Origin of the sequence: Microbacterium sp. SS28 (genome assembly GCF_022761035.1) — a bacterium.
GTDB lineage: Bacteria > Actinomycetota > Actinomycetes > Actinomycetales > Microbacteriaceae > Microbacterium.
The window spans coordinates 752,073-778,640 of record NZ_JAKWJP010000001.1; the positions used below are offsets into that span (position 1 = coordinate 752,073).

Annotated in this window: 25 protein-coding genes and 3 tRNA genes; 11 read left to right on the forward strand and 17 right to left on the reverse strand. The window is 70.0% G+C overall.

The annotated features are described in order from the left end of the window. Nucleotides 1–8 precede the first annotated feature (8 nt). From MJ607_RS03525 to MJ607_RS03540, 4 genes are all read left to right on the forward strand, one after another. Complete coding sequence (locus tag MJ607_RS03525; RefSeq protein WP_243074150.1) at nucleotides 9–794, forward strand: 2-keto-4-pentenoate hydratase; 786 nt, start codon at nucleotides 9–11, stop codon at nucleotides 792–794. Continuing rightward, nucleotides 779–1,582 (forward strand): HpcH/HpaI aldolase/citrate lyase family protein, encoded by an 804-nt coding sequence (locus MJ607_RS03530; protein ID WP_243074151.1) that lies wholly within the window; start codon nucleotides 779–781, stop codon nucleotides 1,580–1,582. The genes MJ607_RS03525 and MJ607_RS03530 overlap by 16 nt, the downstream gene beginning before the upstream one ends. 164 nt (nucleotides 1,583–1,746) lie before the next feature. Continuing rightward, nucleotides 1,747–2,790, forward strand: a complete 1,044-nt coding sequence (locus tag MJ607_RS03535; protein ID WP_243074152.1) for a serine hydrolase — start codon at nucleotides 1,747–1,749, stop codon at nucleotides 2,788–2,790. 169 nt (nucleotides 2,791–2,959) lie between these two features. Next, nucleotides 2,960–3,265: an NIPSNAP family protein gene (locus MJ607_RS03540; RefSeq protein WP_243074153.1), complete on the forward strand. Its 306-nt coding sequence runs from the start codon at nucleotides 2,960–2,962 to the stop codon at nucleotides 3,263–3,265. Between the two features lie 203 nt (nucleotides 3,266–3,468). On the opposite strand, the gene MJ607_RS03545 is transcribed toward MJ607_RS03540, so the two are convergent. After that, the gene (locus MJ607_RS03545; protein ID WP_243074154.1) at nucleotides 3,469–5,109 is read right to left on the reverse strand and encodes an MFS transporter; all 1,641 of its coding nucleotides are present in this window, start codon (nucleotides 5,107–5,109) and stop codon (nucleotides 3,469–3,471) included. Further along, nucleotides 5,106–6,125: a glutaminase A gene (gene glsA / locus MJ607_RS03550; protein ID WP_243074519.1), complete on the reverse strand. Its 1,020-nt coding sequence runs from the start codon at nucleotides 6,123–6,125 to the stop codon at nucleotides 5,106–5,108. Before glsA ends, MJ607_RS03545 begins: the two co-directional genes overlap by 4 nt. A gap of 183 nt (nucleotides 6,126–6,308) precedes the next feature. Between glsA and MJ607_RS03555 the strand changes: the two genes are divergently transcribed. Further along, nucleotides 6,309–6,803, forward strand: coding sequence for a hypothetical protein (locus tag MJ607_RS03555; protein ID WP_243074155.1), 495 nt, complete (start codon nucleotides 6,309–6,311; stop codon nucleotides 6,801–6,803). Nucleotides 6,804–6,824: 21 nt separating this feature from the next. On the opposite strand, the gene MJ607_RS03560 is transcribed toward MJ607_RS03555, so the two are convergent. Next, nucleotides 6,825–7,757: a cation diffusion facilitator family transporter gene (locus tag MJ607_RS03560; protein WP_243074156.1), complete on the reverse strand. Its 933-nt coding sequence runs from the start codon at nucleotides 7,755–7,757 to the stop codon at nucleotides 6,825–6,827. A gap of 190 nt (nucleotides 7,758–7,947) precedes the next feature. Between MJ607_RS03560 and MJ607_RS03565 the strand changes: the two genes are divergently transcribed. Beyond that, nucleotides 7,948–8,397, forward strand: a complete 450-nt coding sequence (locus tag MJ607_RS03565) for a GNAT family N-acetyltransferase (protein ID WP_243074157.1) — start codon at nucleotides 7,948–7,950, stop codon at nucleotides 8,395–8,397. A gap of 413 nt (nucleotides 8,398–8,810) precedes the next feature. On the opposite strand, the gene MJ607_RS03570 is transcribed toward MJ607_RS03565, so the two are convergent. From MJ607_RS03570 to MJ607_RS03585, 4 genes are all read right to left on the reverse strand, one after another. Beyond that, a tRNA-Met gene (locus tag MJ607_RS03570) sits at nucleotides 8,811–8,884 on the reverse strand. Between the two features lie 35 nt (nucleotides 8,885–8,919). Then, nucleotides 8,920–8,991, reverse strand: a tRNA-Thr gene (locus tag MJ607_RS03575). A 90-nt stretch (nucleotides 8,992–9,081) separates the two neighbouring features. Further along, on the reverse strand, nucleotides 9,082–10,599 hold the full coding sequence (locus MJ607_RS03580) for a M23 family metallopeptidase (RefSeq protein ID WP_243074158.1): 1,518 nt from the start codon (nucleotides 10,597–10,599) through the stop codon (nucleotides 9,082–9,084). A gap of 230 nt (nucleotides 10,600–10,829) precedes the next feature. Beyond that, complete coding sequence (locus MJ607_RS03585) at nucleotides 10,830–11,624, reverse strand: inositol monophosphatase family protein (RefSeq protein ID WP_243074159.1); 795 nt, start codon at nucleotides 11,622–11,624, stop codon at nucleotides 10,830–10,832. A gap of 77 nt (nucleotides 11,625–11,701) precedes the next feature. Here MJ607_RS03585 and MJ607_RS03590 point away from each other — a divergent pair, with 77 nt between their 5' ends. Beyond that, nucleotides 11,702–13,279: an NAD(P)/FAD-dependent oxidoreductase gene (locus tag MJ607_RS03590; RefSeq protein ID WP_243074160.1), complete on the forward strand. Its 1,578-nt coding sequence runs from the start codon at nucleotides 11,702–11,704 to the stop codon at nucleotides 13,277–13,279. A gap of 41 nt (nucleotides 13,280–13,320) precedes the next feature. Here MJ607_RS03590 and MJ607_RS03595 read toward each other — a convergent pair whose 3' ends face one another. The 8 genes from MJ607_RS03595 to MJ607_RS03630 all read right to left on the reverse strand — a co-directional run bounded on the left by MJ607_RS03595 (nucleotide 13,321) and on the right by MJ607_RS03630 (nucleotide 21,122). Then, nucleotides 13,321–14,259, reverse strand: coding sequence for a hypothetical protein (locus MJ607_RS03595; protein ID WP_243074161.1), 939 nt, complete (start codon nucleotides 14,257–14,259; stop codon nucleotides 13,321–13,323). Between the two features lie 391 nt (nucleotides 14,260–14,650). Continuing rightward, a tRNA-Tyr gene (locus MJ607_RS03600) sits at nucleotides 14,651–14,732 on the reverse strand. Nucleotides 14,733–14,841: 109 nt separating this feature from the next. Continuing rightward, the gene (locus tag MJ607_RS03605) at nucleotides 14,842–15,756 is read right to left on the reverse strand and encodes a PfkB family carbohydrate kinase (RefSeq protein WP_243074162.1); all 915 of its coding nucleotides are present in this window, start codon (nucleotides 15,754–15,756) and stop codon (nucleotides 14,842–14,844) included. Further along, nucleotides 15,753–16,247, reverse strand: coding sequence for an FBP domain-containing protein (locus MJ607_RS03610; RefSeq protein WP_243074163.1), 495 nt, complete (start codon nucleotides 16,245–16,247; stop codon nucleotides 15,753–15,755). Before MJ607_RS03610 ends, MJ607_RS03605 begins: the two co-directional genes overlap by 4 nt. 87 nt (nucleotides 16,248–16,334) lie before the next feature. Then, complete coding sequence (locus MJ607_RS03615) at nucleotides 16,335–17,126, reverse strand: hypothetical protein (protein WP_243074164.1); 792 nt, start codon at nucleotides 17,124–17,126, stop codon at nucleotides 16,335–16,337. A gap of 62 nt (nucleotides 17,127–17,188) precedes the next feature. Continuing rightward, a complete protein-coding gene (locus MJ607_RS03620; RefSeq protein WP_243074165.1) occupies nucleotides 17,189–18,190 on the reverse strand; it encodes a sugar ABC transporter permease in 1,002 nt (333 codons plus the stop codon). Between the two features lies 1 nt (nucleotide 18,191). Continuing rightward, nucleotides 18,192–19,811, reverse strand: coding sequence for an ABC transporter permease subunit (locus MJ607_RS03625; RefSeq protein ID WP_243074166.1), 1,620 nt, complete (start codon nucleotides 19,809–19,811; stop codon nucleotides 18,192–18,194). 84 nt (nucleotides 19,812–19,895) lie between these two features. Further along, on the reverse strand, nucleotides 19,896–21,122 hold the full coding sequence (locus MJ607_RS03630) for a maltose ABC transporter substrate-binding protein (RefSeq protein WP_243074167.1): 1,227 nt from the start codon (nucleotides 21,120–21,122) through the stop codon (nucleotides 19,896–19,898). Nucleotides 21,123–21,388: 266 nt separating this feature from the next. Here MJ607_RS03630 and MJ607_RS03635 point away from each other — a divergent pair, with 266 nt between their 5' ends. The 4 genes from MJ607_RS03635 (at nucleotide 21,389) to MJ607_RS03650 (ending at nucleotide 23,871) form a co-directional block, all read left to right on the forward strand. Further along, nucleotides 21,389–21,877, forward strand: a complete 489-nt coding sequence (locus tag MJ607_RS03635; protein WP_243074168.1) for a YajQ family cyclic di-GMP-binding protein — start codon at nucleotides 21,389–21,391, stop codon at nucleotides 21,875–21,877. A 109-nt stretch (nucleotides 21,878–21,986) separates the two neighbouring features. Then, nucleotides 21,987–22,751, forward strand: coding sequence for a patatin-like phospholipase family protein (locus tag MJ607_RS03640; RefSeq protein WP_243074169.1), 765 nt, complete (start codon nucleotides 21,987–21,989; stop codon nucleotides 22,749–22,751). Between the two features lie 117 nt (nucleotides 22,752–22,868). Beyond that, nucleotides 22,869–23,045 carry a DUF1508 domain-containing protein gene (locus MJ607_RS03645; RefSeq protein ID WP_243074170.1) on the forward strand — a complete coding sequence of 59 codons (177 nt, stop codon included), beginning with the start codon at nucleotides 22,869–22,871 and terminating at the stop codon, nucleotides 23,043–23,045. Between the two features lie 100 nt (nucleotides 23,046–23,145). Beyond that, entirely contained in the window at nucleotides 23,146–23,871 is a 726-nt protein-coding gene (locus MJ607_RS03650; RefSeq protein ID WP_243074171.1) for a GNAT family N-acetyltransferase, read from the forward strand. A gap of 127 nt (nucleotides 23,872–23,998) precedes the next feature. Here the strand turns inward: MJ607_RS03650 and MJ607_RS03655 are convergent, their stop codons facing one another. Together MJ607_RS03655 and MJ607_RS03660 are read right to left on the reverse strand one after the other, a co-directional pair. After that, nucleotides 23,999–25,411, reverse strand: coding sequence for an NtaA/DmoA family FMN-dependent monooxygenase (locus MJ607_RS03655; RefSeq protein WP_243074172.1), 1,413 nt, complete (start codon nucleotides 25,409–25,411; stop codon nucleotides 23,999–24,001). Continuing rightward, nucleotides 25,408–26,502, reverse strand: coding sequence for a nitrilotriacetate monooxygenase (locus MJ607_RS03660; RefSeq protein WP_243074173.1), 1,095 nt, complete (start codon nucleotides 26,500–26,502; stop codon nucleotides 25,408–25,410). Before MJ607_RS03660 ends, MJ607_RS03655 begins: the two co-directional genes overlap by 4 nt. Between the last annotated feature and the right edge of the window lie 66 nt (nucleotides 26,503–26,568).

The following is a 26,568-nucleotide window of genomic DNA, read 5'->3' on the forward strand; positions in this document are numbered from 1 at the left end:
AGAGACGGATGCTGCACCCCGACGACATCGCGAAGATCGCGGCGGAGCTCGCCGAGGCCGACCGCGCGCACGCCGTGATCCCGCGCATCACGGCGCGCTACCCCGATGCGACGGTCGAGGACTCGTACGCGATCCAGGGCGTATGGCGAGACCAGAATCTCGCCGCCGGCCGCACGCTCGTGGGGCGGAAGATCGGCCTCACGAGCAAGGCCATGCAGCAGGCGACCGGCATCAGCGAACCCGACTACGGCGTCATGTTCGACGACACCGTGTACGCCTCGGGTGCCGAGATCCCCGTCGATCTCTTCTCCAACGTGCGCATCGAGGTCGAGCTCGCGTTCGTCCTCAAGTCGCCGCTCGAGGGCCCGGACTGCACGCTCGAGGACGCCCTGGCCGCGATCGACTACGCCGTCCCCGCCCTCGAGATCCTCAACTCGCACATCGAGCTCGAGGGCCGCACGATCGTCGACACGATCGCCGACAACGCGGCATACGGCGGGATGGTGCTGGGCGAGACGCACAAGCGCCCCGAAGAGATCGACCTGCGCTGGGTGCCCGGCGTTCTGAGCCGCAACGGCGAGATCGAGGAGACCGGTGTCGCCGCAGGAGTTCTCGGCCATCCCGCGACGGGTGTCGCGTGGCTCGCCGACAAGTTCCACCAGCACGGTGCCAGGCTCGAGGCGGGCGAGATCATCCTCGCCGGATCGTTCACACGCCCCCTGTGGGTGAACCGCGGCGACACGGTGCACTGCGACTACGGACCGATGGGAGTCATCACATGCCGCTTCGTCTGAACCCGACCTTCCGCGACGCCCTCGCGACGAGCGACCGTCCCCTCGCCGGCATGTGGGTGTGCACCGGCAGCCCGCTCGTCGCCGAGATCTGCGCGGGGTCGGGGCTCGACTGGATCCTCATCGACATGGAGCACGCGCCCAACGGCCTCGAGTCCGTCGTCGCGCAGCTGCACGCCGTGTCGGCCTACCCCGTCACCCCCGTCGTGCGGGTGCCGATCGGCGACGTCGTGACGATCAAGCAGGTGCTCGACCTCGGCGCACAGAATCTTCTCGTGCCGATGATCTCGTCTGCCGCCGAGGCCGAAGCGGTCGTGCGGGCCGTGCGATATCCCCCGCGCGGCACCCGCGGCGTCGGGTCGGCGCTCGCCCGCAGCGGCCGCTGGAACCGCGTCGACGACTACCTCGCGAACGCCGACGCCCACGTCTCGCTGTTCGTGCAGATCGAGACGGCCGCGGGAGTCGACGCCGCCGCCGAGATCACCGCGGTCGACGGCGTCGACGGCGTGTTCGTCGGCCCCAGCGACCTCGCCGCGTCGATGGGGGTGCTCGGTGAGCAGACGCATCCGGATGTCGTCGCCGCCGTCCACCGCACCTTCGACGCCGTCCGCGCCGCCGGCAAGCCCGTCGGCGTCAACGCCTTCGACCCTGCCGTCGCCGACGCCCACCTCGCCGCGGGTGCGAGCTTCGTGCTCGTGGGAGCCGACGTGTCGCTGCTCGCACGGGGCTCAGAGGCGCTGGCTGGTCGATTCATCCCGCCCGCGGAGTCGGTCGAGCGCGCGTCGTACTGACGCGCTGCCGAGCGAGAGGGCGCGGGCTCACAGGGCAGTCTCCGGGCGGGTATGGCAGGAGTCAGGTCCACTCAGTACCGTGATCCTCAGCGGGGAGGCGGCATCCGCGGCTCCAGACGAGGCCCGGCGGACGTGCTTGCATTCCATCGTGTGGAGGCGCGCCCATGAACATCCGCATCACCCCCGAGGCGCTTGACGCCGCCATCGAAGCGCAGTCGTTCACCGGCGTGCTCACGATCGATATCGGCGACGAGCGGGAGCTCGAGCGCTGCGAGGGGTTCGCCAACCGCGCCCTCGGCGTTGTGAACACCCCGAGCACCCGCATCGCGGCCGGAAGCGGCAACAAGGGCCTCACCGCGCTCGTGATCATGCGGCTCGTCGAGACGGGCGAGCTCCGACTCACCGACCTGGTGCGTCCGCTCCTCGGCGACGACCTCCCCCTCATCGACGACGCCGTCACGATCGAGCACCTGCTCACGCACACCTCCGGCATCGGCGACTACCTCGACGAGGACGGGGACGGGGACATCGAGGACTACGTCTTCTCGCTGCCGCTCCATGAGCTCGCCGAGACCGAGGCGTTCCTTCCCGCCCTCGACGGGTTCCCGCAGAAGTTCCCGCCCGGCGAGCGCTTCTCCTACTGCAACGGCGGGTACGTGGTGCTCGCGCTCATCGCCGAGCGAAGAGGCGGCGGTCGCGGTTTTCACGAGCTCGTCCAGACCGAAGTCTGCGACCGGGCGGGGCTCACAGGCTCCGCGTTCCTGCGCTCCGATGACCTCCCGGCCGATGCCGCGCTGGGCTACTTGGACGAGGTCGGCGATCGCACCAATGTGCTGCACCTCCCGGTGCGCGGCAACGGGGACGGCGGAATGTACTTCACCGCCGAGGACCTGCACCGCTTCTGGAACGCGCTGCTCGACGGCCGGATCGTGTCGCCGGACACCCTGGCCGAAATGATCCGTCCCCGCTTCGATGTGCCGTCCGAGCACATGCGGTACGGGATGGGCTTGTGGTTGGGCCGGCGCAATTCTTCGCTGATCCTGGAGGGCTACGATGCGGGCGCATCGTTCCGGTCGACGCACGTCCCCGAGACACGGACCACGGTGACCGTACTCGGCAACAGCTCCGAGGGCGCCTGGCCGGTGATCCGCGCCCTCGCAGACGTCATCGACGGAACCGTCCGGGGGAGGTTTCCCGACGAGGACTAGAGCAATGGCCCGGTCGAGGATCGAGGCCGGCCGTGACCGCTCCGCACGCGGCAGACTGCCACGTTGCCACGCTTTCTCGGCCACCTTTCGCGAGCGCCGGCTTGATCGTCGTCGCCCCGCCGTCTCGTCGACGAGACTCCTCGATACGCCCGATCGCAAAGGAACTCCCATGATCACCGTTCATCTTCGCTACGAGATCGATCCCGACAAGCTCGACGACTTCACCGAGTACGGCCGCGAGTGGATCCGACTCGTCAACAGGCTCGGTGGCACTCACCACGGCTACTTCATGCCCAGCGAGGGCGACAGCGACGAGGCCTTCGCGATGTTCACCTTTCCGTCGCTGGCCGAGTACGAGGTGTACCGGAACGCCTCGAAGACGGATCCGGAGTGTCAGAAGGCGTTCGAGCTCGCGCGCATGACCGGTTGCATCCGTCGCTACGAGCGTCGGTTCCTCACTCCGGTGTTCTCCTAGCGGTTTCTCGGCGGCGGCAGCGATCCAGAGGCGATCCCGATGACGTTCCGCGCAAGAGGTGGAAGGCCATCCGCTGCGACCTCACCGCCCGCGGCCGGAGTGCTTCGCCGTACTGGTCCGGGTCGAGCCACAGTGACGTGGTCGACTCGCCCAGGCAGTCGGGCTCGTGAAGCAGCTTGCGTCTCCGCGATCGCCCATGCGCCTCACGTGGTCGCTTCGCGGCCGGTGGCTACGGAAACGGGAATCTCGCCGGGCACGTAGCGGGGAAGCCTGCTGGCGGGCACGATCGCGAGCGCGCTCACGCCGGAGAGGATCAGCAGCCCCAGCTTGAGGGCGTTCAGGCGGGCTTCCTCGTTGAGCGCGACGGCTGCGTCCACCTGAGCCGGCGAAGCATCCGTCTGCTCGAGCACGCTCTTCAGCTGGTCGTTGCTGACGAAGTTGACGCGGTCGAGATCGATCTGCGAGACGAGCTCGGGCGAGAGCTCCGGGTGCTCGGCGAGGGAGGAGATGACGTTGACGCTGAGGATGCCGACCAGGAGTGCGCCGGCCACGGCGGTGCCGACGGCCGAGGCGAGGTTCTGCGTCGTGCCCCGGACGGAGCCGACGTCTCCGGCGAGCTCTTTCGGTGACGCGGTGACGAGCACGTTGAAGACCAGGGTCACGAGCGCTCCTTGACCGACACCGAAGATGAACAGTCCCAGGATCGTGGGCAGCGTTTCCCAGTTGTTCGTCACGACGAACGCCAGCCACATCAGCGCGATGGTGGTCAGCCCGAAGGAGAACATCCCGATCGTGCGGGGTGGGAAGCGGCGGTAGAAGCGGACGACCAGCATCGCGGTGAAGAACACGGTGAGATTGAACGGGAGCATGGCCAGCGAGGTGTCGAACGGTGTGCGCCCCTGGACGATCTGGATGTAGAGCGGGATCGTGAAGTTGAGTGCCGCTTCCATCCCCACGACGACGAACATCGCGTAGACCGCGGCTCGCTCCCGGGATGATCCGAACACCGACAGGCTGACCAGCGGCACCTTGCCGGCCTTGGTCCGCCGGCGGGTCCAGAGGAAGAACAGCTGCACCAGCACGAGGCCGATCAGGATCAGCAGTGGTGCAGGCGAGAGTCCGAGGATGTCGAAGGGCGCATCGGGTCGCGCCATCACGAGGCCCCAGCGGTTGAGGTTGTTCACGCCGAGCGTGAGCGCCACGATGCCGAGGCCGATCAGCGCTGCGGCGACGAGGTCGATCTTGATCCCGGGGTTGCCGGGTTCGCCGTGCAGACGGAAGCTGAGCACGAACACGGCGACGGCGAGAATCAGCACGACGACGAACACCTGCCGCCATCCCACGAGGGTCGCCAGAGTGCCGCCGATCAGGAACGCGCTGACACCCGCGAGCGCGCGCGCCGATCCGAGCGATCCGATCGCGGTCTCCTGCTGTGCGCCGTGGTAGTTCTCGGCGATGAGGGCGACCAGTGAGGGGACGATGATGGCGGCGGATGCCCCGGCCAGCGCCTGCGCGAGGATCACGATCGCGACGGTGGGGGCGGTGATCATCAGCACCGCCGACACCGCGAACAGGGCGATCACGATCCGGAACATCAGTACCCAGCCGACACGCTGCCCGATCTTGGCGCCGACCATCACCAGCGCCGCGACGACAAGTCCATACGTGACGATCGCGGTGCTCACATCGGTGGGAGGCACGCCGAACGTGTCCACCATGCCACCCAGCGACACCGGCAGAGCCGAGACGTTGTACGACATGAGGATCTGCGCGAGGAACAGGCCGATCATCGGCACCCAGGAAGCGCGTCGGACGCCGGTGGCCTCGGTCGTGGGAGCGGTCATTCGGGGGTCCTTCCGGAGAAGTGCGACTCGGATGCGAAGATGTTCAGCCCGAGCGCGCGGGAGAGATAGGCGGTCGCGACCTGCCCTCGGACGCTGTTGCCCGCGGAGTCGAGTCGAGGAGCGTAGGTCCCGATCCCGACCTTCCCCGGGGCGACGGTGACGAGTCCGCCCGCTACGCCGGACTTGCCCGGCAGGCCGATCTCGAACAGCCACTCCCCCGAGCGCTCGTACAGGCCGCTCGCGGCCAGCACGGCCAGCGTGTCTCGGCAGACGTCCGCCGAGACCACCTGGTCTCCGGTGACCGGGTTCACGCCGCCGTCCGCCAGCGTGGCGGCCATGATCGCCAGGTCGTGCGCATCGACGAGCAGCGCGCACTGCCGGGTGTACACATCGACGACATCCATCGGGTCGGCCTGGATGCGGCCGTAGCTCTCCAGCAGCTGCGCGATCGCTCGATTTCGATGATTCGTCGCGGCCTCGGACCGGTAGACCTCCTCGTCCACGTGAAGCTCACGGCCCGCGAATCGCGAAAGGCCGGTGCGGACGGCATCCCATTTCTCCTCAGCGGTGCCTCCGGGCATGAGCGCGGTGGTGGCCAACGCGCCCGCGTTGACCATGGGGTTCATGGGATGCCCGTCGTTCAGCTCGATCGCGACCACCGAGTTGAACGCGAGACCGGTGTTGTTCACGCCCACCATCTCGAAGACGGCCTCATGGCCGACCGCGTCGCACAGCAGCGCGTAGACGAACGCTTTCGAGATGGACTGGATCGAGAACGCGTACCGGGTGTCGCCGACCTCATGGATCCCGCCGTCGACATCCGCGACGCAGATCCCGAAACCCTCCGGGTCAGCGTCCGCGAGGATCGGGATGTAATCCGCGACTGCGCCTTCGGCGTGCTCCAGCGCCCGCTGATAGGCCGCGTCCAGCAGTTCATCGATGCGGTCCCCGCGAGGCACCGCCCCGGTGTCCACGGCGGTCTCGATGTCATCGACGCCCAGCTCGCTCCCGCGCATGCTGTCAGAGTATGGCCACATCGTCGCCGACGGATGCCAACATGCACGTGCGGTCGATTCGGCCACGGAATGGGCTCCCCGCTGCACAGGATGAGACCCATGTCTCACACGGGGCCCGATGACCGGGGTCGATTTCTGCGCGGTCCTGGACGGCGCTTGCCGCGGATGGTGCAGGATGACCACATGGAACAGTACTTGTGGGTCCTCAAGGCCAAGGAGCTCGACCTCATCCGCGAACTGGAGCCGGATCGCATCTCACGACTGGATGAGGACGGCCTCCTCTCCCTTCACAAGCGGGTGCGTCGCGCGCGCAACAAGCACACCACCAACTACCGCCGTGGCGCCGCGGAGAAGGTCGCCGTGGCCGGCGGGCGCGGCACGGCCGCCACAGGTTCGGACAAGGCGAGGGCTCGCGCATACGTGTTCGAGGAGGCGCTCGCCATCGTGAGTGCCGAGTTGGCGCGTGTCGCGCACGAGGAGGCCGAGGCGCTCAGAGACGAGCGTCTCGAGCGCGCCCGGGCGGGAAAGTGGTCGGGCCCGGAGTCCACCGCCCCCACCCCGGACGGAGTGTCGTCAGGGCGGACGACGGAACACCAGAAGACCACGGGCGGCAAGAAGCGCGATGCGTCGAGTCAAGCCCAGGGAGCGCGGCGGCAGGCCAAACGCGACGCACGCTGACCGAACGCGCCGTGTGCGGCCCTACTCGTACAGGCTCGGGTCTGCCGTAAGCGACACGTACGCCCAGACATCCATCCCCAGGCCGCCGAGGGCTTTCTCGATCGCGCGCCGCACCTCGTCCTCGGCCGCGACATCCCACGCCGCGCCATCTACGGTGAAGTCGACCTCGACGTAGAGCTTGCGTCCCACCTTGCCGGCGCGGATCAGCGGATCGCCGAGCCCGAACTCGGCGCGGACAGTCCCGACGGCGTCGTGGATCCGCGCGGTCAGGGCGCGGGAGGGCGCGCCTTCGAGCAGTTCGTTCAGGCCTCTCGCGATGAGCTGCACAGGAATGTAGGCGAGCACGGCGCACGCGACGAGGACCAGGACCGGATCCACATAGTCGGCGACGGATTGCAGTCCGGCTCCGACCAGTGCTGCGGCGATCACCGCTCCTGCGAGCATCACGGCGCTCAGCACCGCTCCCGCGCGCCATTGGGCGCACTCGGCCGCCACCAGGTCAGATGCCGGCGCCCGGCGTTTGAGGACGATCGCCACCGCGAACCCCGCCAGGGCGGTCGCGGCGCCGTACACGGCGATCACGATGGGGTCGACCGGAGACCCGCCCGCACGGATCACGACGATCGCGTCTCCGACGGCGTAGATCAAGGTGCCCGCGATGGCGAGCCCCTGGACGGTGACCACGAGCGGTGTGAGGGCGTCCCTGCCGAAGGGGTACCGCCTGTCCGGACCGGCGCCCACCATGGCCGCAGCGCGCAGCGATGCGACGGACAGCACGAGCCCGATCGTCATGTACGCCCCGTCGAACACGATGATCCGCGTCCCCGTCACGACACCGAGCACGAGGGCGCCGACCGCGATCACGACCGTCGCCCAGACGCTGATCCACAGCGCGCCGCGTTCCGCCCGCTCGGCGGATCGCGCTGCGTCTCGGGGAGGGATCGCTCCCGTCACCGGAACCCCCTTCGTCAGCCGGCGGGCAGGACCGGTTGCCGTCACCATATCGTCACGCAGTACCGCCGGCGCGCGGCGACAGCATGTAGCTTTCTCGATGACGGGTCTAAATTCGCCTCCCCCGCCGCCCGACCGATCCGCGGGGCACGACCATCAGGACGTCACACCGGGCAACGGAAGCAGGAATTACATGGACACCTCGTCAAGCCTGACGGTGCGGCCCTGGAGACCCGAGGATGACGTCTCTCTGATCGAAGGCTTCGTCGCCACCTACAACGGCGAGCCTTGGAACGACTCATGGACTCTCGAGTCCGCCACACGGTACCTCGGGGAGTTCCGCGCGGCGCCGCGGTCGACCACCCTGGTCGCCGTCGCGTCGGAGGGCGTGGTCGGCGCCGCGTACTTTCACGCCCGCACGTGGCAGGACGAGTCCGAGATGTTCATCGATGAGTTCTTCGTCTTTCCCGCGTCACAGCGCCAGGGAATCGGCCGCGCGCTCATGGCCGGCGTCCGCGATCGCGCGACTGCGGAAGGTGTCGCGACTCTCACGCTGATCACCGACCGTGACATGCCTGCGTTCGAGTTCTACGCCGGGCTCGGATTCCGCGAGGGGTCGACTCAGGTCTTCATGATCGGCTGACCTCCAGGGGGCATACCTGTCGCGGAGGTCCGTGATGCAGTGCTCCACTCACCATCGGCTCCAGGCCCAGCCCGGAGGGCTGCTCGCTGTTCATGACAGCGAGGTGCTCGATGGCGATCCAGATGGATCGAGACCAGGCGAGCACCATCCCGCCGTGCAAGCGGAAACGCCGTCGCAAACGCGAAAGCGATGGATATTCGATGGACGCATCGATTCTCTGTCCCTTCATGAGGGACGAGAACTCCTGGTCAGTCGAGATTATGTTGTAGCAGGAGCGGGGCTTGGCCACTCCACCCCTCCACACGCCGCTTCGCGTCGCGCGGAGCCTCCGGCGGAGCGGGACCGCCCGAAGCGTGCTCAAGACAACCCTCCGGATACGAACGAAGGGCGCCCAAGAGGGCGCCCTTCGTTCGTAGCAGGAGCGGGGCTTGAACCCGCGACCTCACGATTATGAGTCGTGCGCTCTCACCAACTGAGCTACCCTGCCGCACGGCATTCGTCGGTCGTAGATCGAATGCTGCGAGCCCCGAGTCAGGATTGAACTGACGACCCCTTCCTTACCATGGAAGTGCTCTGCCACTGAGCTATCGGGGCGTGCTGCCCGCGCGCGGGCAACTAGGAGAGTTTATCAGAGCCGCGGCATCCTGCTGAATCGAAGGCGACTCATGCCCTGGCCCCGGCGGCTCACCAGTGCTCGAGGCTCGCACGACCCGTGTACTCGCGCAGCCACGCGATCGGGTCGACGGCGGTCGTGCCACCTTGGAGGATCTCGAAGTGCGTGTGGGCCCCGTACGAGCGACCCGTGTTGCCGGTGTTGCCGAGGATCGTGCCGACGCCGACCTGCTGGCCGACAGCGACCTTGAGCGATCCGTAGAGCATGTGCGCGTAACGGCTCGAGACGAGCTGACCGTCGATGACGTGGTCGATGACGACCGTCACGCCGTACGCGCCACCGCTGTTGGTCGCGATGCGCACCGTGCCGTCGGCGATCGCCTGAACGTCGGCACCCTGACCGGGGACGAAGTCTGCGCCCTCGTGCATCCGGCCGGAGCGCATGCCGAACCCGAACGTGATCGGCACGCCGACCGCGAACGGCCACTGGATCGCCGCGTTCGGGTCGTTGACGAAGAAGTTCGAGTAGTTGGAGATGCCCTGTTCGGAGGCGAGCTCGCCGAGCGAGACGCTCGCGTAGTTCTCGTCGCGGTCGAGGGCCGCGTTCTCGATGTCGACGGGCGCGACGTACGCCTGGATGTCTTCGGGATCGACCTCGGCCGCGACGTCGCCCGTCGCGAGCAGAGACGTGGACTCGGTGCCGTTGACGGCCGCGACGGCCTCGGCGGGCGTCGTCATGCCGACCGCGAGGAGTCCGACGATGCCCATGACGCCGATCGAGAACGACGCCGTGGTGATCTGGCGTCCGAGCATGCGGGCCCGGCGGCGCGTGGGCGCGACGTGCGGCGCTTCGGCGGAGTCGACGTCGTCGACGGATGCCGCGTCCTGCGCCGCATCGGACGCGGGCGACGTCTGAACCGGAGTCTCGCCCGTGAAGGAGAAGACGCGCGCCGCGAACTCGAACTCGTCGATGTCGGATGCCACGGGCTCCGGCTCGGCCGTGGGCTCGAACTCAGTGACCTCTTCTTCGACGACATCCGTGGACTCGAGCAGCACGAAAGGCTCGGCCGCGGCGAGCACCGGCTCGACGGGAACGACGGGCTTCGGGTCGACGGCGGCGGCGGCGGCAGCCGCCCACGCGATCGCGGCCGCGGGAACCAGGGGCTCGGCCGGCAGGTCGGTGTCAGCGGCGGGCTCGCTCTGCTCGGAACCGGCGGCGTCCGGCGCCGGTGCAGGCGCGTCGGTGATGATCTCGGCGGACTCTGCCGCGATCGGAGTCTGCGCCGTGCGGATGCGACGGCTCGCGCGCGTCGTCGCCGCGACCGGGGCGGCTGACGGTGCCGGCTCGACGACCGCGGGAACCCCGATGACGGGCGCGACGACCGCGTCAGCCCGGACGACCGCATCGGTCTCGATGGCCACCGGCGCGACGGCCTGCGGTGCAGCGGCGGAAGGTGCCGACCAGATCGTCTCCTGCGCCCCGGCGGGACGCTGTGCGCGCGAGCTGCGACGGCTCGCCGTGCCCTCCGTGCTCACTGCGGGCGCGGCGGCGGAGCGGCTGGCACGGCGCGTGGGCGCAGACTCAGCCATCGGGGCGTCAAACGGCAAAACGCAGGCTCTCGGTTCAGAGTCGCTCAGTCGAACAACGGGGCGGATGGGCGGGCTGTGATCACCTCGTCGTTCGGGCGACGATGGTAACGAATAGGTAAAGGCTATCCGAGCGGGCCTGAGAATGCCATGTGCGCACGCCGCTCATAGCGATATATCAGCTGGCCTCGCGCCCGGCGCCGGCGTCGGCGCGGGGCGCGGCATCCCGGATCTCAGTCCGTCGCAAGGGCGAGGATCTTCTCGAAAAGGCCCGGTGCGGCGGCGACGATCAGCACTCGGCCGTGCTGGTCGGCGGGCAGTCCCCCCAGCCGGCCGCCCGCTTCGGTGACGAGCAGTCCGCCGGCCGCGTGGTCCCACGGAGCGAGTCCGCGTTCGAAGTACGCGTCGAGGCGGCCCGCGGCGACGAACGCGAGATCGAGCGATGCGGCGCCGATGCGGCGGATGTCGCGTGCGATCGGCATGACGCGGGACAGGCGTGCGAGATCGCCCGCGTGCGTCTCGGGACGGTAGCCGAATCCGGTCGCGACGAGGGCACCGGCGGCCGAGGGCTCGGCGTTGACCGTGAGCCGCGCGTCGTGGAGCCAGGCGCCTCCGTCGCGCGTCGCGTGGAAGAGCTCCCCCGACGCCGGGTTGAACACGGCGCCCGCGAGTGCCTGCCAGCGCTGCGGGTCCGGTTCGCCCGCGACGGCGGCGATGCTGACGGCGTAGGACGGGATGCCGTAGGCGTAGTTGACCGTGCCGTCGATGGGGTCCACGACCCACGTGATGTCGCTCGTGCCGCGCTCGGCGCCCGACTCCTCGCCGAGGAAGCCGTCGTCGGGACGCTCGGCGGCCAGCCTGTCCCGGATGAGCTGCTCGACCTCCTGGTCGGCCTCCGTCACGATGTCGGCAAGTGCGGACTTCGTCCCCGCGACGGCGACGCCCTCCGCCCGGCGCCGCAGCGCGAGCTCTCCCGCCTCCTTGGCGATCTCCTGCGCGAGCGTGCCGAGTTCGTGTGTGAGCGACATGGCATCCACGCTACCGGGGCGGGCGCTCACGGCTCGGGCGCCGTCGCCGCGCGACACGGCGGGGCTAGCGTGGGCGGATGGGATCCGACATCCACGACGTCGTCATCATCGGCGGCGGACACAACGGCCTGGCCGCCGCGGGGTATCTCGCCCGCGCGGGCTGCCGGGTCGTCGTGCTCGAGAGTCTCGACCACGTGGGCGGCGCGGCGGTGTCGGAGCAGCCGTGGGCGGGCGTCGATGCGCGGCTTTCGCGGTACTCCTATCTCGTGAGCCTGCTGCCGCAGCGGGCCATCGACGACCTCGGCCTGCGCATCGCGCTGCGCCGGCGCCGGTTCTCGTCGTACACTCCCGATCCGGGCGACGCGCGGCGCGGCATCCTGATCGACACGGCGGATGCCGGCGCAACCGCCGCCTCCTTCGCGCGCACGACCGGCGACGAGCGTGAGGCGGCCCGGTTCGCAGCGTTCTCCGCGCGACTCGCTCCGCTTGCGCGGACGCTCTTCCCGACCGTGACCGAGCCGCTCCCCCGCGCTCACCACGTGCGCGCGGATCTCGGCGACGATGCGCTCTGGTCTGCCATCGTGGACGAGCCGCTCGGGGCGCTGTTGCGCGCGTCGCTGCGCACCGACCTCGCGCGGGGCATCGCGCTGACCGACGGCCTGATCGGGACGTTCTCGCACTCCGACGATGCGACCCTGCGCCAGAACCGGTGCTTCCTGTACCACGTGATCGGCGGCGGGACGGGCGACTGGGACGTCCCGGTGGGCGGCATGGGGCACGTCACGGCGGAGCTCGAGAGAGCGGCTCGGGATGCCGGAGCCGACGTCCGCACGAACGCCCGCGTCACCGCCGTCACACCCGACGGCGAGGTTTCGATCGACGGCGCGCGGCCGGTCGCCGGCCGGCTCGTGCTCAGCGCTGTCGGCGCCGCCGTGCTCGCCGAGCTTCTCGCGGCGGGCGGGGCCGGCGCTGCCGCTCCCGCCGACCGGCCCGAGGGCGCCCAGGTCAAGGTCAACATGCTGCTGAAGCGGCTCCCCCGTCTGCAGGATCGGGATGTCGCGCCCGAAGCGGCCTTCGCCGGCACGTTCCACATCAACGAGTCGATGTCGCAGCTCGACCGCGCCTTCGCGACGGCGCAGGGCGACGGCATCCCGGATCCCCTGCCCGCCGAGATCTACTGCCATTCGCTCACCGACCCGTCGATCCTCGGCGCGGAGCTGCGAGCGTCAGGTGCGCAGACGCTGACGCTGTTCGGACTGCAGGTGCCGCACCGGCTCGTCGAAGGACGGGATCGGGATGCCGCACGCGCCGACCTGCTGCGTGCCGCGCAGGCCACGCTCGACTCGGTGCTCGCCGAGCCCCTCGCGGACTGCGTGTATGAGATGCCTGACGGGACGCCGTGCATCGAGGCGCGGACGACGGCGGATCTCGAGGAGTCGCTCGGCATGGTGGGCGGCGACATCTTCCACGGGCCGCTGTCCTGGCCGTGGGCGGACTCAGACGAGACGCTCGCGACGCCCGCCGAGCGCTGGGGCGTCTCGACCGTTCACGAGCGCGTGCTCGTGAGCGGGGCGGGAGCGCGCCGCGGCGGCGCCGTCTCGGCGATCGGCGGCCACAACGCGGCGATGGCCGCGCTCGAGCTGCTCGCGGGCTGACTTTCAGCGGACTGACTTTCAGCGGGCGGGCAGCCCGTCGGTCAGGGACGCGGCGGCAGGGGCGGCGGAGGCGGATAGCCCTCGTAGCCCGGCGCGACAGGCGGCTCGGCCTGGTGCGGCGCCGTCGGGTGCGGCGCCGGCGGCGGCCACGCGTTCGGGTCGCCGAACCCGGGCGCGACGGGGGCGAGCGGCGCGACGGGGGCGATCGCCTGCGACACCGTCGACGGGTAGCCCGTGTAATAGGCGTTCCAGTCCGGGGAGCCGTCCGGCAGCACGGGAAGCGGCGTGACGCCGTCGACATATGTCGGCCAGGGCTGAAGCTGCGGCGCACGCGCACCCGCCGCGCGCGGGCCCTTCGGTGCGAAGAGCGCGTTGATGAGCGGTATGAGCGCTGTCCCGACCGCGGCGAGGATCGCGAGCGCGACGACGGCGCGCCAGTACGGGTCGCGGTAGTCGACGTACTCCCAGAACATGAGCGGAAGGATGAGCAGCACCGCGAGGATCACGACGATCGCGATCGTGATGATCGTGACGGCCCGAGTGAATCCCGTGACGTGCCGCAGATGCGCCTTGATGAGCAGCCGCGCGTGCAGGAGCGCCAACTGGAGGATGAGGACGATCGTGAGGAACGACGCGAAGCGGCCGAACCCTCCGCTCGAGTAGTACCAGTCGCGGGCCGGCATCCAGATGAGGATCGCTCCGACCAGCAGCGCCGCGACCCACGACACCATGCTCGCGAGCGCGAACCACGCGGGGCGACGCGCGGCCAGCCGCGCGTCGAGCAGGGCGACGCCCGCGAACGCCGCAAGCAGCAGGATCGTCAGGAACGCGCGGCCCACGATGTCGTTGTCGGACCCGATGAGCACCCACACGACGCACACGACCGCCGCCGCGATGAGCGCCCCGATCGCGACCCACAGCGCGATGCGGATGAGCCTGGACTCCGACGTCCCGGTGTGCGGACTCTCGGGCACGGTCATCGTGATCCCCACTCTCTGCGGGGCCACCCCCGCACGCCCATCCTGGCATGCGGGCCCCCCGCGCGAAGGGCCGATGGGGACGGATGCCGCGCCCGCGCATTCCGGCGAGTCGCCGGAATCGGCGGGAGGAGACCCCGCCGGACACGACCGTCCGAGCGCAAAGACCCGCAGTACCGCAGAAAGGACGAAGGGCCCCGCTTCGCGAGGCCCTTCAGTCATTCAGTGGCGAGTGAGGGTCCCCACCGCCACTCCACACGCCGCTTCGCGGCGCGCGGAGCCTCCGGCGGCGTGGGCCCGCCGAACACGCGTCGCTTCGCGCCGCTGTTCGAATCCCGCAGTAACCGATGAATGACTGAAGGGCCCCGCTTCGCGAGGCCCTTCGGTCATTCAGTGGCGAGTGAGGGATTCGAACCCCCGAAGTCGATGACAGCTGAGTTACAATCAGATCCCTTTGGCCGCTTGGGTAACTCGCCAGTGCGCACCCGCCCAGCTTGTACAGTCGACCGGAGGCGCGATCAGTAATCCTACCCGTGATCGGCGAAGGTCAGAAATCGAGTCCCGACCAATCCCCCATCCGGGCCCTCAGGTGCCGATCCGGTCGAGATCGATGTCGCCGACGGCGGTGGGCAGGCGCAGCAGCGCGCCCTCGAAGCGGCACGTCGCGGCCGCGACATCCATCGCCGTCTCGAGCAGTGCACCCCACGCGTCGGCGTCCTCGGGAACCTCCTCGACGAGGCCCGCGACGGCGGCGGCGAAGGCCGCGTCGCCCGCACCCATCGTGTCGACGATGCGGCCCGGGAGCGCCGAGATCGGCCGTGTGACGACATCCGGGCCCGCTTCGATCGTCGCGCCCGCAGCACCCTGCGTCGCGAGGACCGCCGCGACGCCGAGGTCGACGAGCCGTGCGCGCAGGGCGTCGAGCTCGTCGCCGTAGAGCAGCTGCGCATCGTCTTCGCCGACCTTGACGAGCGAGGCGCCGGCCGCGAGCCCCTCGAAGCCGCGCACGAACTCCGCCCGGTCCGACAGCATGCCGGAGCGCGGGTTCGGATCGATCGCGACGCGCACGCCCGCAGCGCGGACCGCTTCGGTGAACTCGAGGGTCTGCGCGACGTCGTCGAACGGGAAGCCGCTCACCGCCACGAGCGGAGCGTTCGCGATCGCCGCCCGTTCGGCCTCGCCGAAGCGGATGCGACGCGCCTTGGCGGCGTCGTTGAAGACGTACACGGGCTCACCGCCCGCATTGCGGGTGCTGACGGCGCGGGACGAGCCGTGCGGCGACGGCGTCGCGAGCAGCTCGACGTCGAAGTCGCGTAGGAACGACCGGATGTGGTCGCCCGCCTCGTCGTCACCGACCATCGCGATCAAGGTCACGGGCACTCCGAGTCGTCGGACTCCGACCGCGACGTTGAGCGCCGCACCGCCGACGAACTCGCGGACCCCCGAGTCATCGCGCAGCTCGTCGATGAGCGCATCGCCGACGACGACGACACGCGTCACGCGGCCGCTCCCTCGAGGACGCGCTCGACGAAGGCCTCGGTGCGGCGGCGCGTGCCGTCGATCTTGCGGTCGACGCTCGCCCGCAGCTCGCTCGGAGCGAGCGGGGCCGCGAGCCGGACGTTCTCGTGACACGACAGGTCGCTGCAGATGTAGGTGCCGACACTGTCGCCGTGCGTGCCGCCCGTGCCGGCCTTGCGCGCCGTGAAGAGCGCGACCTGGTCGGCCGGCTGCATCGTGTGGCACAGATTGCACATCGCCGAGCGGGCGCGCGACGTGCCGTCGGCCGCCCGCAGGACGACCGCGGTCGGCTCTCCCTCGACCTCGGCGATCAGATAGCCCCGCCCGCGGGTGCGTGGATCGCGCCACGCGAAGAAGTCGAGATGGTCCCAGTCCGTCAGGACGAAATCGAGAGGAAGGGCGACGAGTCTCAGCTCATCCGGGGCTGCGTTCACGAACGCATCGCGGATCTCGTTCTCGGTCAGTGGGCGCATGGATCCTCCTCGCGGTGGAGATCCCATTTTACGAAAGGCGCTCCGTTCGGGAAGAGAAGAGGCGGATGCCGCTCCCCCCGGCGCGGCTCAGGCCGGGGCCCACCCGAACCGTCGGGCGACGGCGTCCGCCGCGGCCGAGGGGAACTCCTCCCACCCCGGCTCGAGCTCGCGCGTCAGGCGGAAGAGGTCGCGCCCCGCCTCCTCGACGGGCTGCTCGAGTGCCGCCGCGATGCGCGTCGCCCACTCCGGGAAGTCCTTCTCGAAGCGCCGCATCGGGTCGATCGTGTCGCGCGTCGCGGTCGATCGGCGCGACTCGCGCCCGCGCACCGCCCGCACGAGCAGCCGCACGGCCCACCCGCGGACGAAGTCGCTCGCGTTGAGCACCTCTCCCCGCCTGGCACGGCCGACGCCGATGAGCAGCTTGACGAGCACGAGGCGCACGTCGTTCGCCGGGTCGAAGCGATCGCCCTGCGCCGCCCGCTCGCGCGAGGCCGCGACGAGCGCCGCCACAGTGCCCTCGTCGTCGTCGACCGCGACCGTCGCGTCTCCCGCGAGCGCGCCCTCGAGCTCCGACGCGTCCGCGAAGGCGAACTCGAAGACATGGCCGTCGTCGTACACGACGGCGAACCCGAGCTCGCCCTCGCGCGCCGCCAGCACGATGCGGTCGGCGTCCGGCAGCCACGAGAGGTCGGGGCGCAGCATCCGTCCCTCTCCTTCACGCGTGATCGCGAAGAAGTCATGATCCGACCACTCGTCGCGCCGCGCGGTGGCGTCGTCCGACGCCGACCCCAGCAGGACGATCCCCGCGAACTCGGGTCTCTCCCGCACGCCGCGCGCGAGGCCCGCACTGAGCTCTTCGAAGCGCTCAGGACTCACCATCGGCAGACTCCCTTCGGTGGACGGGATGCCGCTGCCGGCGGCATCCCGTCGATCACAGCGTGTCAGCCCTTCGTGGCGCCCGCGGTGAGGCCGCCGACGATGTAGCGCTGCAGCAGGAGGAACACCACGACGACGGGGATCGCCGCCATGACGGCGCCTGCCGAGAAGGCCGACCAGTCCGCATAGCGCGGGTTCGACACGAGCTTGGTGAGGCCGACGACGAGCGTCTGCTTCTCGGGGTCGATGAGCATGACGCTCGCGATGACGTACTCGTTGACGATGCCGATGAACGAGAGCAGGCCCACGACCGCGAGGATCGGCGCCACCAGGCGCAGGATGATCGTGAAGAAGATGCGCGCGTGGCCGGCGCCGTCGATCTTCGCCGCCTCGTCGATCTCCTTCGGGATCGTGTTGAAGAACCCGTACATGAGGTACGTGTTCACGCCGAGTGCGCCGCCGAGGTAGATGAGGATCAGGCCCGTGAGCGTGTTGAGGCCGATCGCGGGGAACCAGTCGCCGATCGCGCTCATCATGAGGAAGATCGCGACGACGGCGAGCAGCTGCGGGAACATCTGCACGACGACGATCGTGATGAGACCCACGCGGCGACCCGCGAAGCGCATGCGCGAGAACGCATAGGCGGCGAGCGCCCCGATCACGACCATCGTGAGGCCCGTCACCGACGCCACGATGAGCGTGTTGGCGAACCACATGGGGTACGGGATCTGCGGATCCGTGAGGATGCGGATGTAGCTGTCGAGGCCGATCGACGAGAACAGCTGGTTCGTTCCCGTGAGGGTGCCGTGCGGGTTGAGCGAGGCCGACACGACGTACAGGATCGGGAACACCGCGAAGATCGAGACGACGATCGCGATGAGGTGGCGCCAGCCGGTCGCGCCGAACCACTTGCCGAAGCCGCGGCGGCGCTCGGGCCGCGCGGGCTTCGTCCGGGCCGTGCCCGCGATCGCGGTGTCGACCTGCTCGTCTGTGCCGCCGGCGGAGACGACGAGCGTCGCGTTCTGCCCGACGGTCGTCTCAGCGTGAGGGATGCGGTCCTCGGTCATGTCAGTTCAACTCCTCGAGGGCCTTGGTCTTGCGGAAGCTGATGACCGCGATGACGGTCACGACGATGAAGATCAGGATCGTGAACGCCGACGCGAGGCCGTAGTCGCGGTTCTGCCCCGTGAACGCGACCTTGTAGACCATCGAGATCAGAATGTCGGTGTGCCCGACGGGGATCGACACGTCAGAGAAGCGCGGACCGCCGTTGGTGAGCATGTAGATGAGGTTGAAGTTGTTGAAGTTGAAAGCGAACGACGCGATCAGCAGCGGGGCGACGGTCACGAGCAGGAGCGGCAGCTTGATGCGCCGGAAGATCTGCCACGGGTTGGCGCCGTCGACGACGGCGGCTTCGTTGACGTCCTCGGGGATGCCCTGCAGCGCCCCCATGCAGACGAGGAACATGTAGGGGAAGCCGAGCCAAAGGTTGACGATCAGGACGGACACCTTGGCGAGCCACGGATCCGTGAGCCACGGGATCTCGGCCCCGCCGAGGAGCACCTGGTTGATGAAGCCGAAGCTCTCGTTCATCATGCCGGCCCAGATGAGCGCCGAGAGGAACGCGGGGAAAGCGTACGGCAGGATCAGCATCACGCGGTAGCCGTTGCGGAACCGCATGCGCTTGTCGTTGAAGACGATCGCGAGGAGGAGACCCAGGAAGAACGTCGTGGCGACCGAGATGATCGCGAAGACGAACGTCCATGCCGTCACAGCGACGAGGGGCCCCCGGATCGTGGTGTCGGTCAGCGCCCGCACGAAGTTGTCGAAGCCGACGAAGACCTGCCAGCCCGGCAGGAGCTGCTCGCCCGACTCGGAGGTGAACGCGCCCTCGCCGGTGTCGGCGTACACCGTGCCGGTCGTGGTGTCGGTCATGGTGCCGGCGTCGGCGTCGTACTCGAGGGTCGAGACGTACTGGTAGCCCTTCTGGCCGTCCTGCGTGCGGATCGCCCCTTCGTTGGGGTCGGTGCTGAAGGCGACCGCGAGCTTCTCGACGTCGTTGCTGCGGCTCAGCACCTCGGCGAACGTCAGGGTGTCCCAGCCGTCGGCGGCGACGGCGTTGCCGCCCTCCATCGTCACGCCGTCGGCGGGATGCAGCGGCTCGGTGTTGGTGCCGAGGCTCACGTCTCCGTCGGTCGGGTCGGTCACGAGGAGGCCCAGGACGCCTGCGCGCTCGATGACGGCGACGTCGAACGTCGGGGAGTCCTCGACGCGGACGAGCGATGAGCGCATGAGTGACGCGATCGCCTGGTCCTGCGAGCCGTTGTGGCCCGTGCCGTAGTTCGTGAAGCCGATGTAGGCGGTGTAGACGAGCGTGAAGATCTGGAACAGGACGAGCAGGATGATGCCCGGTGTGAGGTACTTCGCGGGAATCGTCCTGCGCGAGAAGTAGACCCAGTTGACGACGGCCGTCACGCCGACGATGAGCGCCAGCACGAGCCATTCGCTGTAGAGCGACAGGACGATCGCCGCATAGAGCGCGATGGCGTCGACGATCGCGATGAGCGCGATCTTGAGGATCAGCCAGCGGAGACGGCCGGATGCGGCATCCGCGATCCCGGCGGCCTGCCGCTGCCTCTTGGTGGGCGGCGCCGCCTCGTCGGTCGGCGCCTCGATGGTGTCGGTCATGCATCGTCCTCGTCGTCGGAAACAGGACCGGGGTGGATGCCAGCACCCACCCCGGTCGGATGTCGTGGCCCGAAGGCCCGCGACCTACTGGATGGCGGCCGTCACGTCGTCGACGAGCTTCTGCCACGTCGTCGTCGGGTCGGCACCGTTGATGATGGCGGCCTCAGCGACACCCCAGAACTGCCAGACCGAGCCCATCGCGGGGATCGCGGGCATCGGGACGGCCTCGGCGCCGACGGCCTGGAAGCCGGCGATGATCGGGTCGCTCGCGGCGGTGTCGGCTGCGACGGTGAGCGCGGGCAGGACGTGACCCGCCTCGAAGAGCTCGAGCTGGACCTCTTCGGTGCCGATGTAGTTGACGAGGAAGTCGTTCGCGGCGACCTTGTTGTCGGACTCCGAGCTGACGAAGAAGCCCTTGACGCCGGCGAACGGCTGAGCCGCGGCACCCGTCGGGCTGGGGACGGTGTCGATCGCGACGTTGAGGCCCGCGTCGATCGCCGAGCCGACGTTCCAGGGACCGGTCAGCCAGAAGGCCGCCTCGCCCGCGAGGAACTTGTCCTTCGCGATCTGGCCGTCGATGTCGGTGTTGAAGTTGCCGGCCGCACCCTGTGCGCCGAGCCACGTCGCGAACTCGAAGCCGCCCTCGCTGCCGAGCTGCAGGTCGGCCGGGTCGTAGTTGCCGTCGGCGTCCGTGCCGAACACGGGAGCGCCGAACGCCGTCTGGAACGGGTACAGGTGGTACGGGTTGCCCTCGGCGCCCTGCTCGACGACGAACGGGGTCGCGAGGCCTGCGGCCTGGCCCTTGGCGATCATGTCGTCGAAGCTCGTGGCGGGCTCGGCGATGATGTCGGCGTTGCGGAGGACCGCGATGTTCTCGACGGCGTACGGGAGCATGTAGGTCGTGCCCTCGTAGTTCGAGGCCTGCAGCGCGACCGGGAGGTAGTCGCCGGCGGTGTCGCCGAGCTCGATGGGGGCCACGACGCCGTTGGTCGACAGCTCGCCGAGCCAGTCGTGCGCACCCATGACGACGTCCGGGCCCTTGCCCGTGGGCGCCTGCTGGATGAAGTCGTCCTTGATCGTGTTGTTGTCCTTGCCGACGAGCTCGACCGTGACGCCGGTCTTCTCCTCGTAGGACTTGGCCGCGCCCTTGAGCGCGTCGACGCGCTCCGAGTCGACCCACACGGTCAGCGTCGTGGCGGCGGCGTCTTCGGTCGCGGCGGGCTCTTCGGCGTTGCTTGCGCAGCCGGCGAGGACGATCGACACGGCGGCGATGCCGCCGAGTGCCAGCCAGCTCTTCTTGTTCACCTTCATCGGTGCAGTGCCTCTCTGGGAGTTCTGAGTAGGTCGGCGGCGTTGCCGTTCGCAACACCGCGGACACTGGGACTCGATGCTTGCCGGATGCAAGCGCTTACATTCGTAACATAGCGTTCGAGATTTCACGTGGTCGAATCCCGCTTTCGATATGAGTTCGTGATCTGTGAGGGCATACGCAAGCGTTTCCAGATGCCCCGGGATGTAATCGCTTGCAGCATCCCGCCTCCCGCACCCCTCGCGACGAGCGCGGCTAGACTCCCCGCATGGCAGATTCCTCGTTCGACATCGTCAGCAAGGTCGACCACCAGGAGGCCGACAACGCGCTGAATCAGGCACGCAAAGAGATCGAGCAGCGCTACGACTTCAAGGGCACCGACGCCTCGATCGAGTGGAGCGGCGAAGCCGTCCTGATCAAGGCGAGCACTGAGGAGCGCGCCAAGGCCGTGCTGGACGTCTTCCAGACGAAGCTCATCAAGCGCGGCATCTCGCTGAAGAGCCTCGAGTCCGGCGATCCCGTGCCGGGCAGCAAGGAATTCCGGATCACGTCGACGATCAAGGACGGCATCTCGTCCGAGAACGCCAAGAAGATCAGCAAGCTCATCCGCGACGAGGGCCCCAAGTCGGTCAAGTCGCAGATCCAGGGCGACGAGCTGCGTGTGCAGTCCAAGTCCCGCGACGACCTCCAGGAGGTGCAGCGCCTGCTCAAGGCCGCCGACCTCGAGGTCGACCTGCAGTTCATCAACTACCGGTAGGGCCTCCACCGGCTCGAACGGGTGATTCCCGGTCTGCATCGAGGTGCGGCCCAGGAGTCGCTCAGCGCGCGTTGCTAGCGTCGGAAACCCGACGACCACTGGAGACGACGTGAGCGACGACCCCACCCTGGGCCTCACCCTTGGCGGCGGCGGCGCCTTCGGCGCGGCGCACGTCGGCGTGCTGCAGGTGCTCGCGGAGCGCGGCATCCGTCCCGGCATCGTGACGGGCACGAGTTCGGGCGCGCTCATCGCCGCCGCCTACGCCGCGGGGCTCGAGGCGCAGGAGATCGAGGATGCCGCGCGATCGTTCCGCTGGCGCCAGATCGCACGGTGGTCGCTGCGCCCGCGCTGGGGCCTGCTCGACACGCACGCCGTGACCGACGGCGTGCACCGCGTGCTGGGCGAGGATCCGCTCATCGAGCACCTCCCCCGCCGGTTCGGCGCGTTCGCGACCGATCTGCGCACGCGAGACGGGGTCATCCTCGACCGCGGACGCCTCAGTGTCGCGCTCCGCTCGACGATCGCGGTGCCGGGACTGCTCCCGCCCGTGCGCCGCGACGGCGTCCTGCTCGCCGACGGCGGCATGGTCGACAACGTGCCGGTCACGGCGACCCGCAGCCTCGGCGCCGAGCGCAACATCGTCGTGCGGCTGCACGCGAAGTGGGAGAACGTCCGCATGATGCGCACCGTTACCCGCACCGCCGACCTCGCGAGCGACCCGTCGGTCGTGCTCGTCCAGCCCGAGATGCAGCGCATGGCGCAGTGGACGATGTCGGACGTGCCGCGGCTCATCGCCGAGGGACGCCGGGCCGCGACGGCCGCGCTCGACGCGGCAGCGCTGCGCGATGCGCGCACGAGCGCCGCCTTCGCCTGACCCGACGCCCGCACACCAGCCCGAGTTCGCTGCGCCCGCCGTTCAGCACGCCGGGGCCCTTGCGGGCCATTCGCGCGGTCGCCAGGATGAGGGCGTCGACGACGACAGGAGGACCCCATGGCCGGCAAGTACGAGCTCTACACGGATGCGGGCGGCAAGTTCAGGTTCCGGCTGAAGGCGTCGAACGGCCAGGTCATCGCCTCGTCCGAGGCGTACGAGTCGAAGGCGTCGGCCGAGAACGGCATCGCCTCGGTCAAGGCGAACGCCGGCTCCGAGACGGTCGACCTCACCTGACGCGCGCGGCGCGGCATCCCGAATCCGGTGCCGCTGCGGAGCATTGCGCATCGTGACGCGCGACGTTGCGTCGCGAGCGCGGGGGTCGGACAGTGGACGGATGCCGGACGCCTCCCCCGCCACGATCCTCGAAGTGCCGCACGCCGACGCGAGCGTGCTCGACAACGCCGCGTGGCATTCGCTCGCGGGCCCGCACGCGTCGTTCGCGATCGGCGACGACCTCGTGCGGCGCTACCCCGAAGACGTGGCGCCTTTCGTCGCCGTGCGCGCGTGGGACGAGCCTGGCGTGTGGGACTCGCTCGCCGCGCTCGTCGGGCCGGGCGCCGAGGTCGGCCTGTCGGGCTTCGACGGCGAGTTCCCCGAGGGCTGGGAGGTCGTCGGCCGGGGCGAGGGCGTGCAGCTCGTGGAGACCGACGCGCTCCAGCCCCGCCCGGACGCCGAGGCGATCCTGCTCGGCGCCGACGACGCGGCCGAGATGCTCGCGATCGTCGAGCGGAACCAGCCCGGCCCGTTCCGCCCGCGCACCTACGAGCTCGGCCGGTACATCGGGATCCGCCGCGGCGGCCGGCTCGTCGCGATGGCCGGCGAGCGCCTGCATCCCGAGGGCTGGACCGAGATCAGCGCCGTCGCGACCGATGCCGACCACCGGCGTCAGGGACTGGCATCCCGTCTCGTCCTGGACGTCGCCTTCCACATCCAGCAGCGCGGCGACCGCGCTCTGCTGCACGCCGCCGCGACGAACGTCGGCGCCATCGCCGCGTATGAGCGCCTGGGCTTCGCGCTGCGTCGCCGCACGGTGTTCTCGGCGGTGCGCACGCCCGCGTAGGGCACGCTCCCGCCTGACCGCGGCGCGCCCGCGGACGGCACGGCGCGCGGGCGCCGCCTCAGCCGGGCAGGATGCGCGCGGTCCGTGGCGCGCGCAGCGCCCCCCACGCGACCCCGCCCCGCGGGCGTCACACCGGAACGGCCTCGGCCTCGAGCTCCGCGAGCGCGGGCACGCGATGGCCCACGGTCTCGGGCAGGCCGAGGTTCTCGCGCAGCGTCGTCCCGGGGTACTCGCGCGGGTAGGCGCCGCGCTCCTGCAGCTCGGGCACGAGCAGGTCGACGACGTCGCCGAGTCCGTCCGGGAAGGCGTCCGGCGTCACGTTGAGGCCGTCGAACGCGTCGGACCGCACGAAGTGCACGAGCTCGTCCGCGACCGCGCCGGGCGTGCCGACGAAGGCGCGCGCCCTGGTCAGGTGATCGACGAGCTGACGGATGCTGTAGCCCCGCGCCTCGGCGATCGCGCGCCATTCGCGGATCTTCGCCGACGGCTCGTGCCCCGTATGGACGATCCCGTGCGTGCGGCTCTGCCGGTCGGCGGCGGGCGCGTGCTCCGGGAGCGGGCCGTCGAGGTCGACGTGGCCGAGGTCCTCCTGCCAGACCTCCTCGACGATCTGGCGGATGCGCCGATCCGTGAGTAATCGCTCGCGCAGGTGGCGCGCCTTCTCCTGAGCCTCCGCGTCGGTCGCGCCCAGCACGATCGATGCTCCGGGGATCACCAGGATGTCGTCGCCCGGCCGCCCGTACGCGCGGGCGCGCCGGCGGATGTCGGCCGTGAACGCGACCGCGTCGTCGAACTCGATGCGGTGCGTGAAGATCCCCTCCGCGCGCCGGGCGGCGAAGTCGCGGCCCTCGTCCGAATCGCCCGCCTGGAAGTAGACGGCCTGACCCTGGGGACTCGGCGGCACCTGCGGCAGCACGCGCGCGCTCAGGTGCTCGCCCGCGCGGTCGACGAGCGTGAGCGCGTCCGGACGGAGCCAGGATGCGGCATCCCGATCCGCGGCGATCGCGTCCGCACCGAAGCCGTCCCAGATCGCCTGGACGGCCGCGACGTGCTCCTCGGCGTAGCGGTACCGGTTGTGGCGATCGAGGAAGCCGCCGCGGCGGAAGTTCTCGCCCGTCCAGCCGTTGTCGGTCGTGACGACGTTCCAGCCCGCGCGCCCACGGCTGAGCAGGTCGACCGTCGCGATGCGGCGGGCGAGGTCGACGGGGTCGGTGTACGTCGTGTTGAGCGTCGCGACGAGCCCGATCCGGCTCGTCCCGGCTGCGAGGTGCGCGAAGAGCGCGAGCGCGTCGGGCCGGCCCGTCACGGCGATGTCGTTGAGCGCGCCCAGATGCTCGCGCAGGCGCAGACTCTCGCCCAGGAAGACGGCGCTGAAGAGCCCGCGCTCGGCCTCCTGCACGAGCGCGAGGTACGCCGCGGGTTCGTAGTAGTCGCGCAGCCGGGGCGTGCGCGACCAGTCGTAGATCGGTCCGAACGGCTGGAAGACGTTGAGGTGGAGGCGGGCGTTCGGGCGCGGATAGTCCTGGCGACGGTCGTTCATCGTTCCTCCCTCGCGAGCGCGAAGACATTGGCGGGGCGCGCGAGCTCGAACTGGTCGCGCAGGGTCTCTCCCGAGGCGGGTGCCCGCAGGACGCCGGCGTCGTCGAGGCGGGGCAGCACGTCGGACGCGATGATCGGCAGGTCGACGTCGATCACGGCCGGGTGCAGACGGATGCCGTCGACGTGCACCGCGAGCGCCGTGAGCCGGCTCGCGACGTGAGCGGGCGACCCCGCGATCCGCAGCCGCTCCCCCGCCGGCCACGGCGTGGACGCGTCGAGCGCGTGGAGCCGCTCCGCCGCGGAGAGCCCCTCGGCCGCGAGCACGATCTCGACGGAGGCGACGGTGCGCGGGATGCCCGCCTCGGCCGCGGCACGGGCGCGCGCGATGACCCACCGGTCGCTGGGCCCCGTGACGACGGCGACGTCGACGAGCGGCGCGAGCGCCCCGTGGGCCTCCTCCGCCCACACGACGAGCTGACCCTGCGGCGGCCGGGGAAGGAGACCCGGACCCTTGATCGAGAACGACTCGCCGACGACATCCGCATAGTGCCAGCGGTCCAGATCGAGGAAGCGGTCGCCCGCGGCATCCGCGATGAGGACGTCGTCCTCCCACGTGTCCCACAGGCGCCGCACGGCGCCCACGACGTCTCTCGCCTCGCGCACCGCCGTCGCGCCGTCGGCGTGCGGCGCCCGCCCGTACCCGGATGCGACCTCGGCGGAATCGACGGCCCGCACGAGCCAGCCGCCGCGCCCCTGCGAGGCCCAGTCGAGCGTGCTGAGCTGATTGGCGAGGTGGTACGGCTCCGCGTGGATCGCGTTGGCGGTCGGCACGAGACCGATGCGGGTGCTCGAGGCCGCGGCGAAGGACGCCGTCTCGATCGGGTCGAGCGCCGCGAGGACGTCGGGCCCGGATGCCGCATCCTGCCGTTCCGGGAAAGTCGCGAAGCCCAGTCCCGCGGCGTCGACGGCGGCGATGCGCGCCGCGATCAGGCGGGGGTCGAACAGCTCCGCCGGCGAATGGTGCGACACCCGCCAGGCCGCCGGATGCGCGCCGTCGCCCTCGAGATCGATCCCGATCGGGATGCGGCTCATGGTGTCCTCCCCTGCCGGGGACGCCGTCCGCGCCCCGTCCGCCGCATCGTATGGCGAGCCCTGCAC

Coding starts and splice junctions, on each gene's coding strand:
- MJ607_RS03525 (WP_243074150.1), top strand. CDS start 9: ATGCTGCACCCCGACGACATCGCGAAGATCGCGGCGGAGCTCGCCGAG.
- MJ607_RS03530 (WP_243074151.1), top strand. CDS start 779: ATGCCGCTTCGTCTGAACCCGACCTTCCGCGACGCCCTCGCGACGAGC.
- MJ607_RS03535 (WP_243074152.1), top strand. CDS start 1,747: ATGAACATCCGCATCACCCCCGAGGCGCTTGACGCCGCCATCGAAGCG.
- MJ607_RS03540 (WP_243074153.1), top strand. CDS start 2,960: ATGATCACCGTTCATCTTCGCTACGAGATCGATCCCGACAAGCTCGAC.
- MJ607_RS03545 (WP_243074154.1), bottom strand. CDS start 5,109: ATGACCGCTCCCACGACCGAGGCCACCGGCGTCCGACGCGCTTCCTGG.
- glsA (WP_243074519.1), bottom strand. CDS start 6,125: ATGCGCGGGAGCGAGCTGGGCGTCGATGACATCGAGACCGCCGTGGAC.
- MJ607_RS03555 (WP_243074155.1), top strand. CDS start 6,309: ATGGAACAGTACTTGTGGGTCCTCAAGGCCAAGGAGCTCGACCTCATC.
- MJ607_RS03565 (WP_243074157.1), top strand. CDS start 7,948: ATGGACACCTCGTCAAGCCTGACGGTGCGGCCCTGGAGACCCGAGGAT.
- MJ607_RS03580 (WP_243074158.1), bottom strand. CDS start 10,599: ATGGCTGAGTCTGCGCCCACGCGCCGTGCCAGCCGCTCCGCCGCCGCG.
- MJ607_RS03585 (WP_243074159.1), bottom strand. CDS start 11,624: ATGTCGCTCACACACGAACTCGGCACGCTCGCGCAGGAGATCGCCAAG.
- MJ607_RS03590 (WP_243074160.1), top strand. CDS start 11,702: ATGGGATCCGACATCCACGACGTCGTCATCATCGGCGGCGGACACAAC.
- MJ607_RS03595 (WP_243074161.1), bottom strand. CDS start 14,259: ATGACCGTGCCCGAGAGTCCGCACACCGGGACGTCGGAGTCCAGGCTC.
- MJ607_RS03610 (WP_243074163.1), bottom strand. CDS start 16,247: ATGCGCCCACTGACCGAGAACGAGATCCGCGATGCGTTCGTGAACGCA.
- MJ607_RS03615 (WP_243074164.1), bottom strand. CDS start 17,126: ATGGTGAGTCCTGAGCGCTTCGAAGAGCTCAGTGCGGGCCTCGCGCGC.
- MJ607_RS03620 (WP_243074165.1), bottom strand. CDS start 18,190: ATGACCGAGGACCGCATCCCTCACGCTGAGACGACCGTCGGGCAGAAC.
- MJ607_RS03625 (WP_243074166.1), bottom strand. CDS start 19,811: ATGACCGACACCATCGAGGCGCCGACCGACGAGGCGGCGCCGCCCACC.
- MJ607_RS03630 (WP_243074167.1), bottom strand. CDS start 21,122: ATGAAGGTGAACAAGAAGAGCTGGCTGGCACTCGGCGGCATCGCCGCC.
- MJ607_RS03635 (WP_243074168.1), top strand. CDS start 21,389: ATGGCAGATTCCTCGTTCGACATCGTCAGCAAGGTCGACCACCAGGAG.
- MJ607_RS03645 (WP_243074170.1), top strand. CDS start 22,869: ATGGCCGGCAAGTACGAGCTCTACACGGATGCGGGCGGCAAGTTCAGG.
- MJ607_RS03650 (WP_243074171.1), top strand. CDS start 23,146: ATGCCGGACGCCTCCCCCGCCACGATCCTCGAAGTGCCGCACGCCGAC.
- MJ607_RS03655 (WP_243074172.1), bottom strand. CDS start 25,411: ATGAACGACCGTCGCCAGGACTATCCGCGCCCGAACGCCCGCCTCCAC.
- MJ607_RS03660 (WP_243074173.1), bottom strand. CDS start 26,502: ATGAGCCGCATCCCGATCGGGATCGATCTCGAGGGCGACGGCGCGCAT.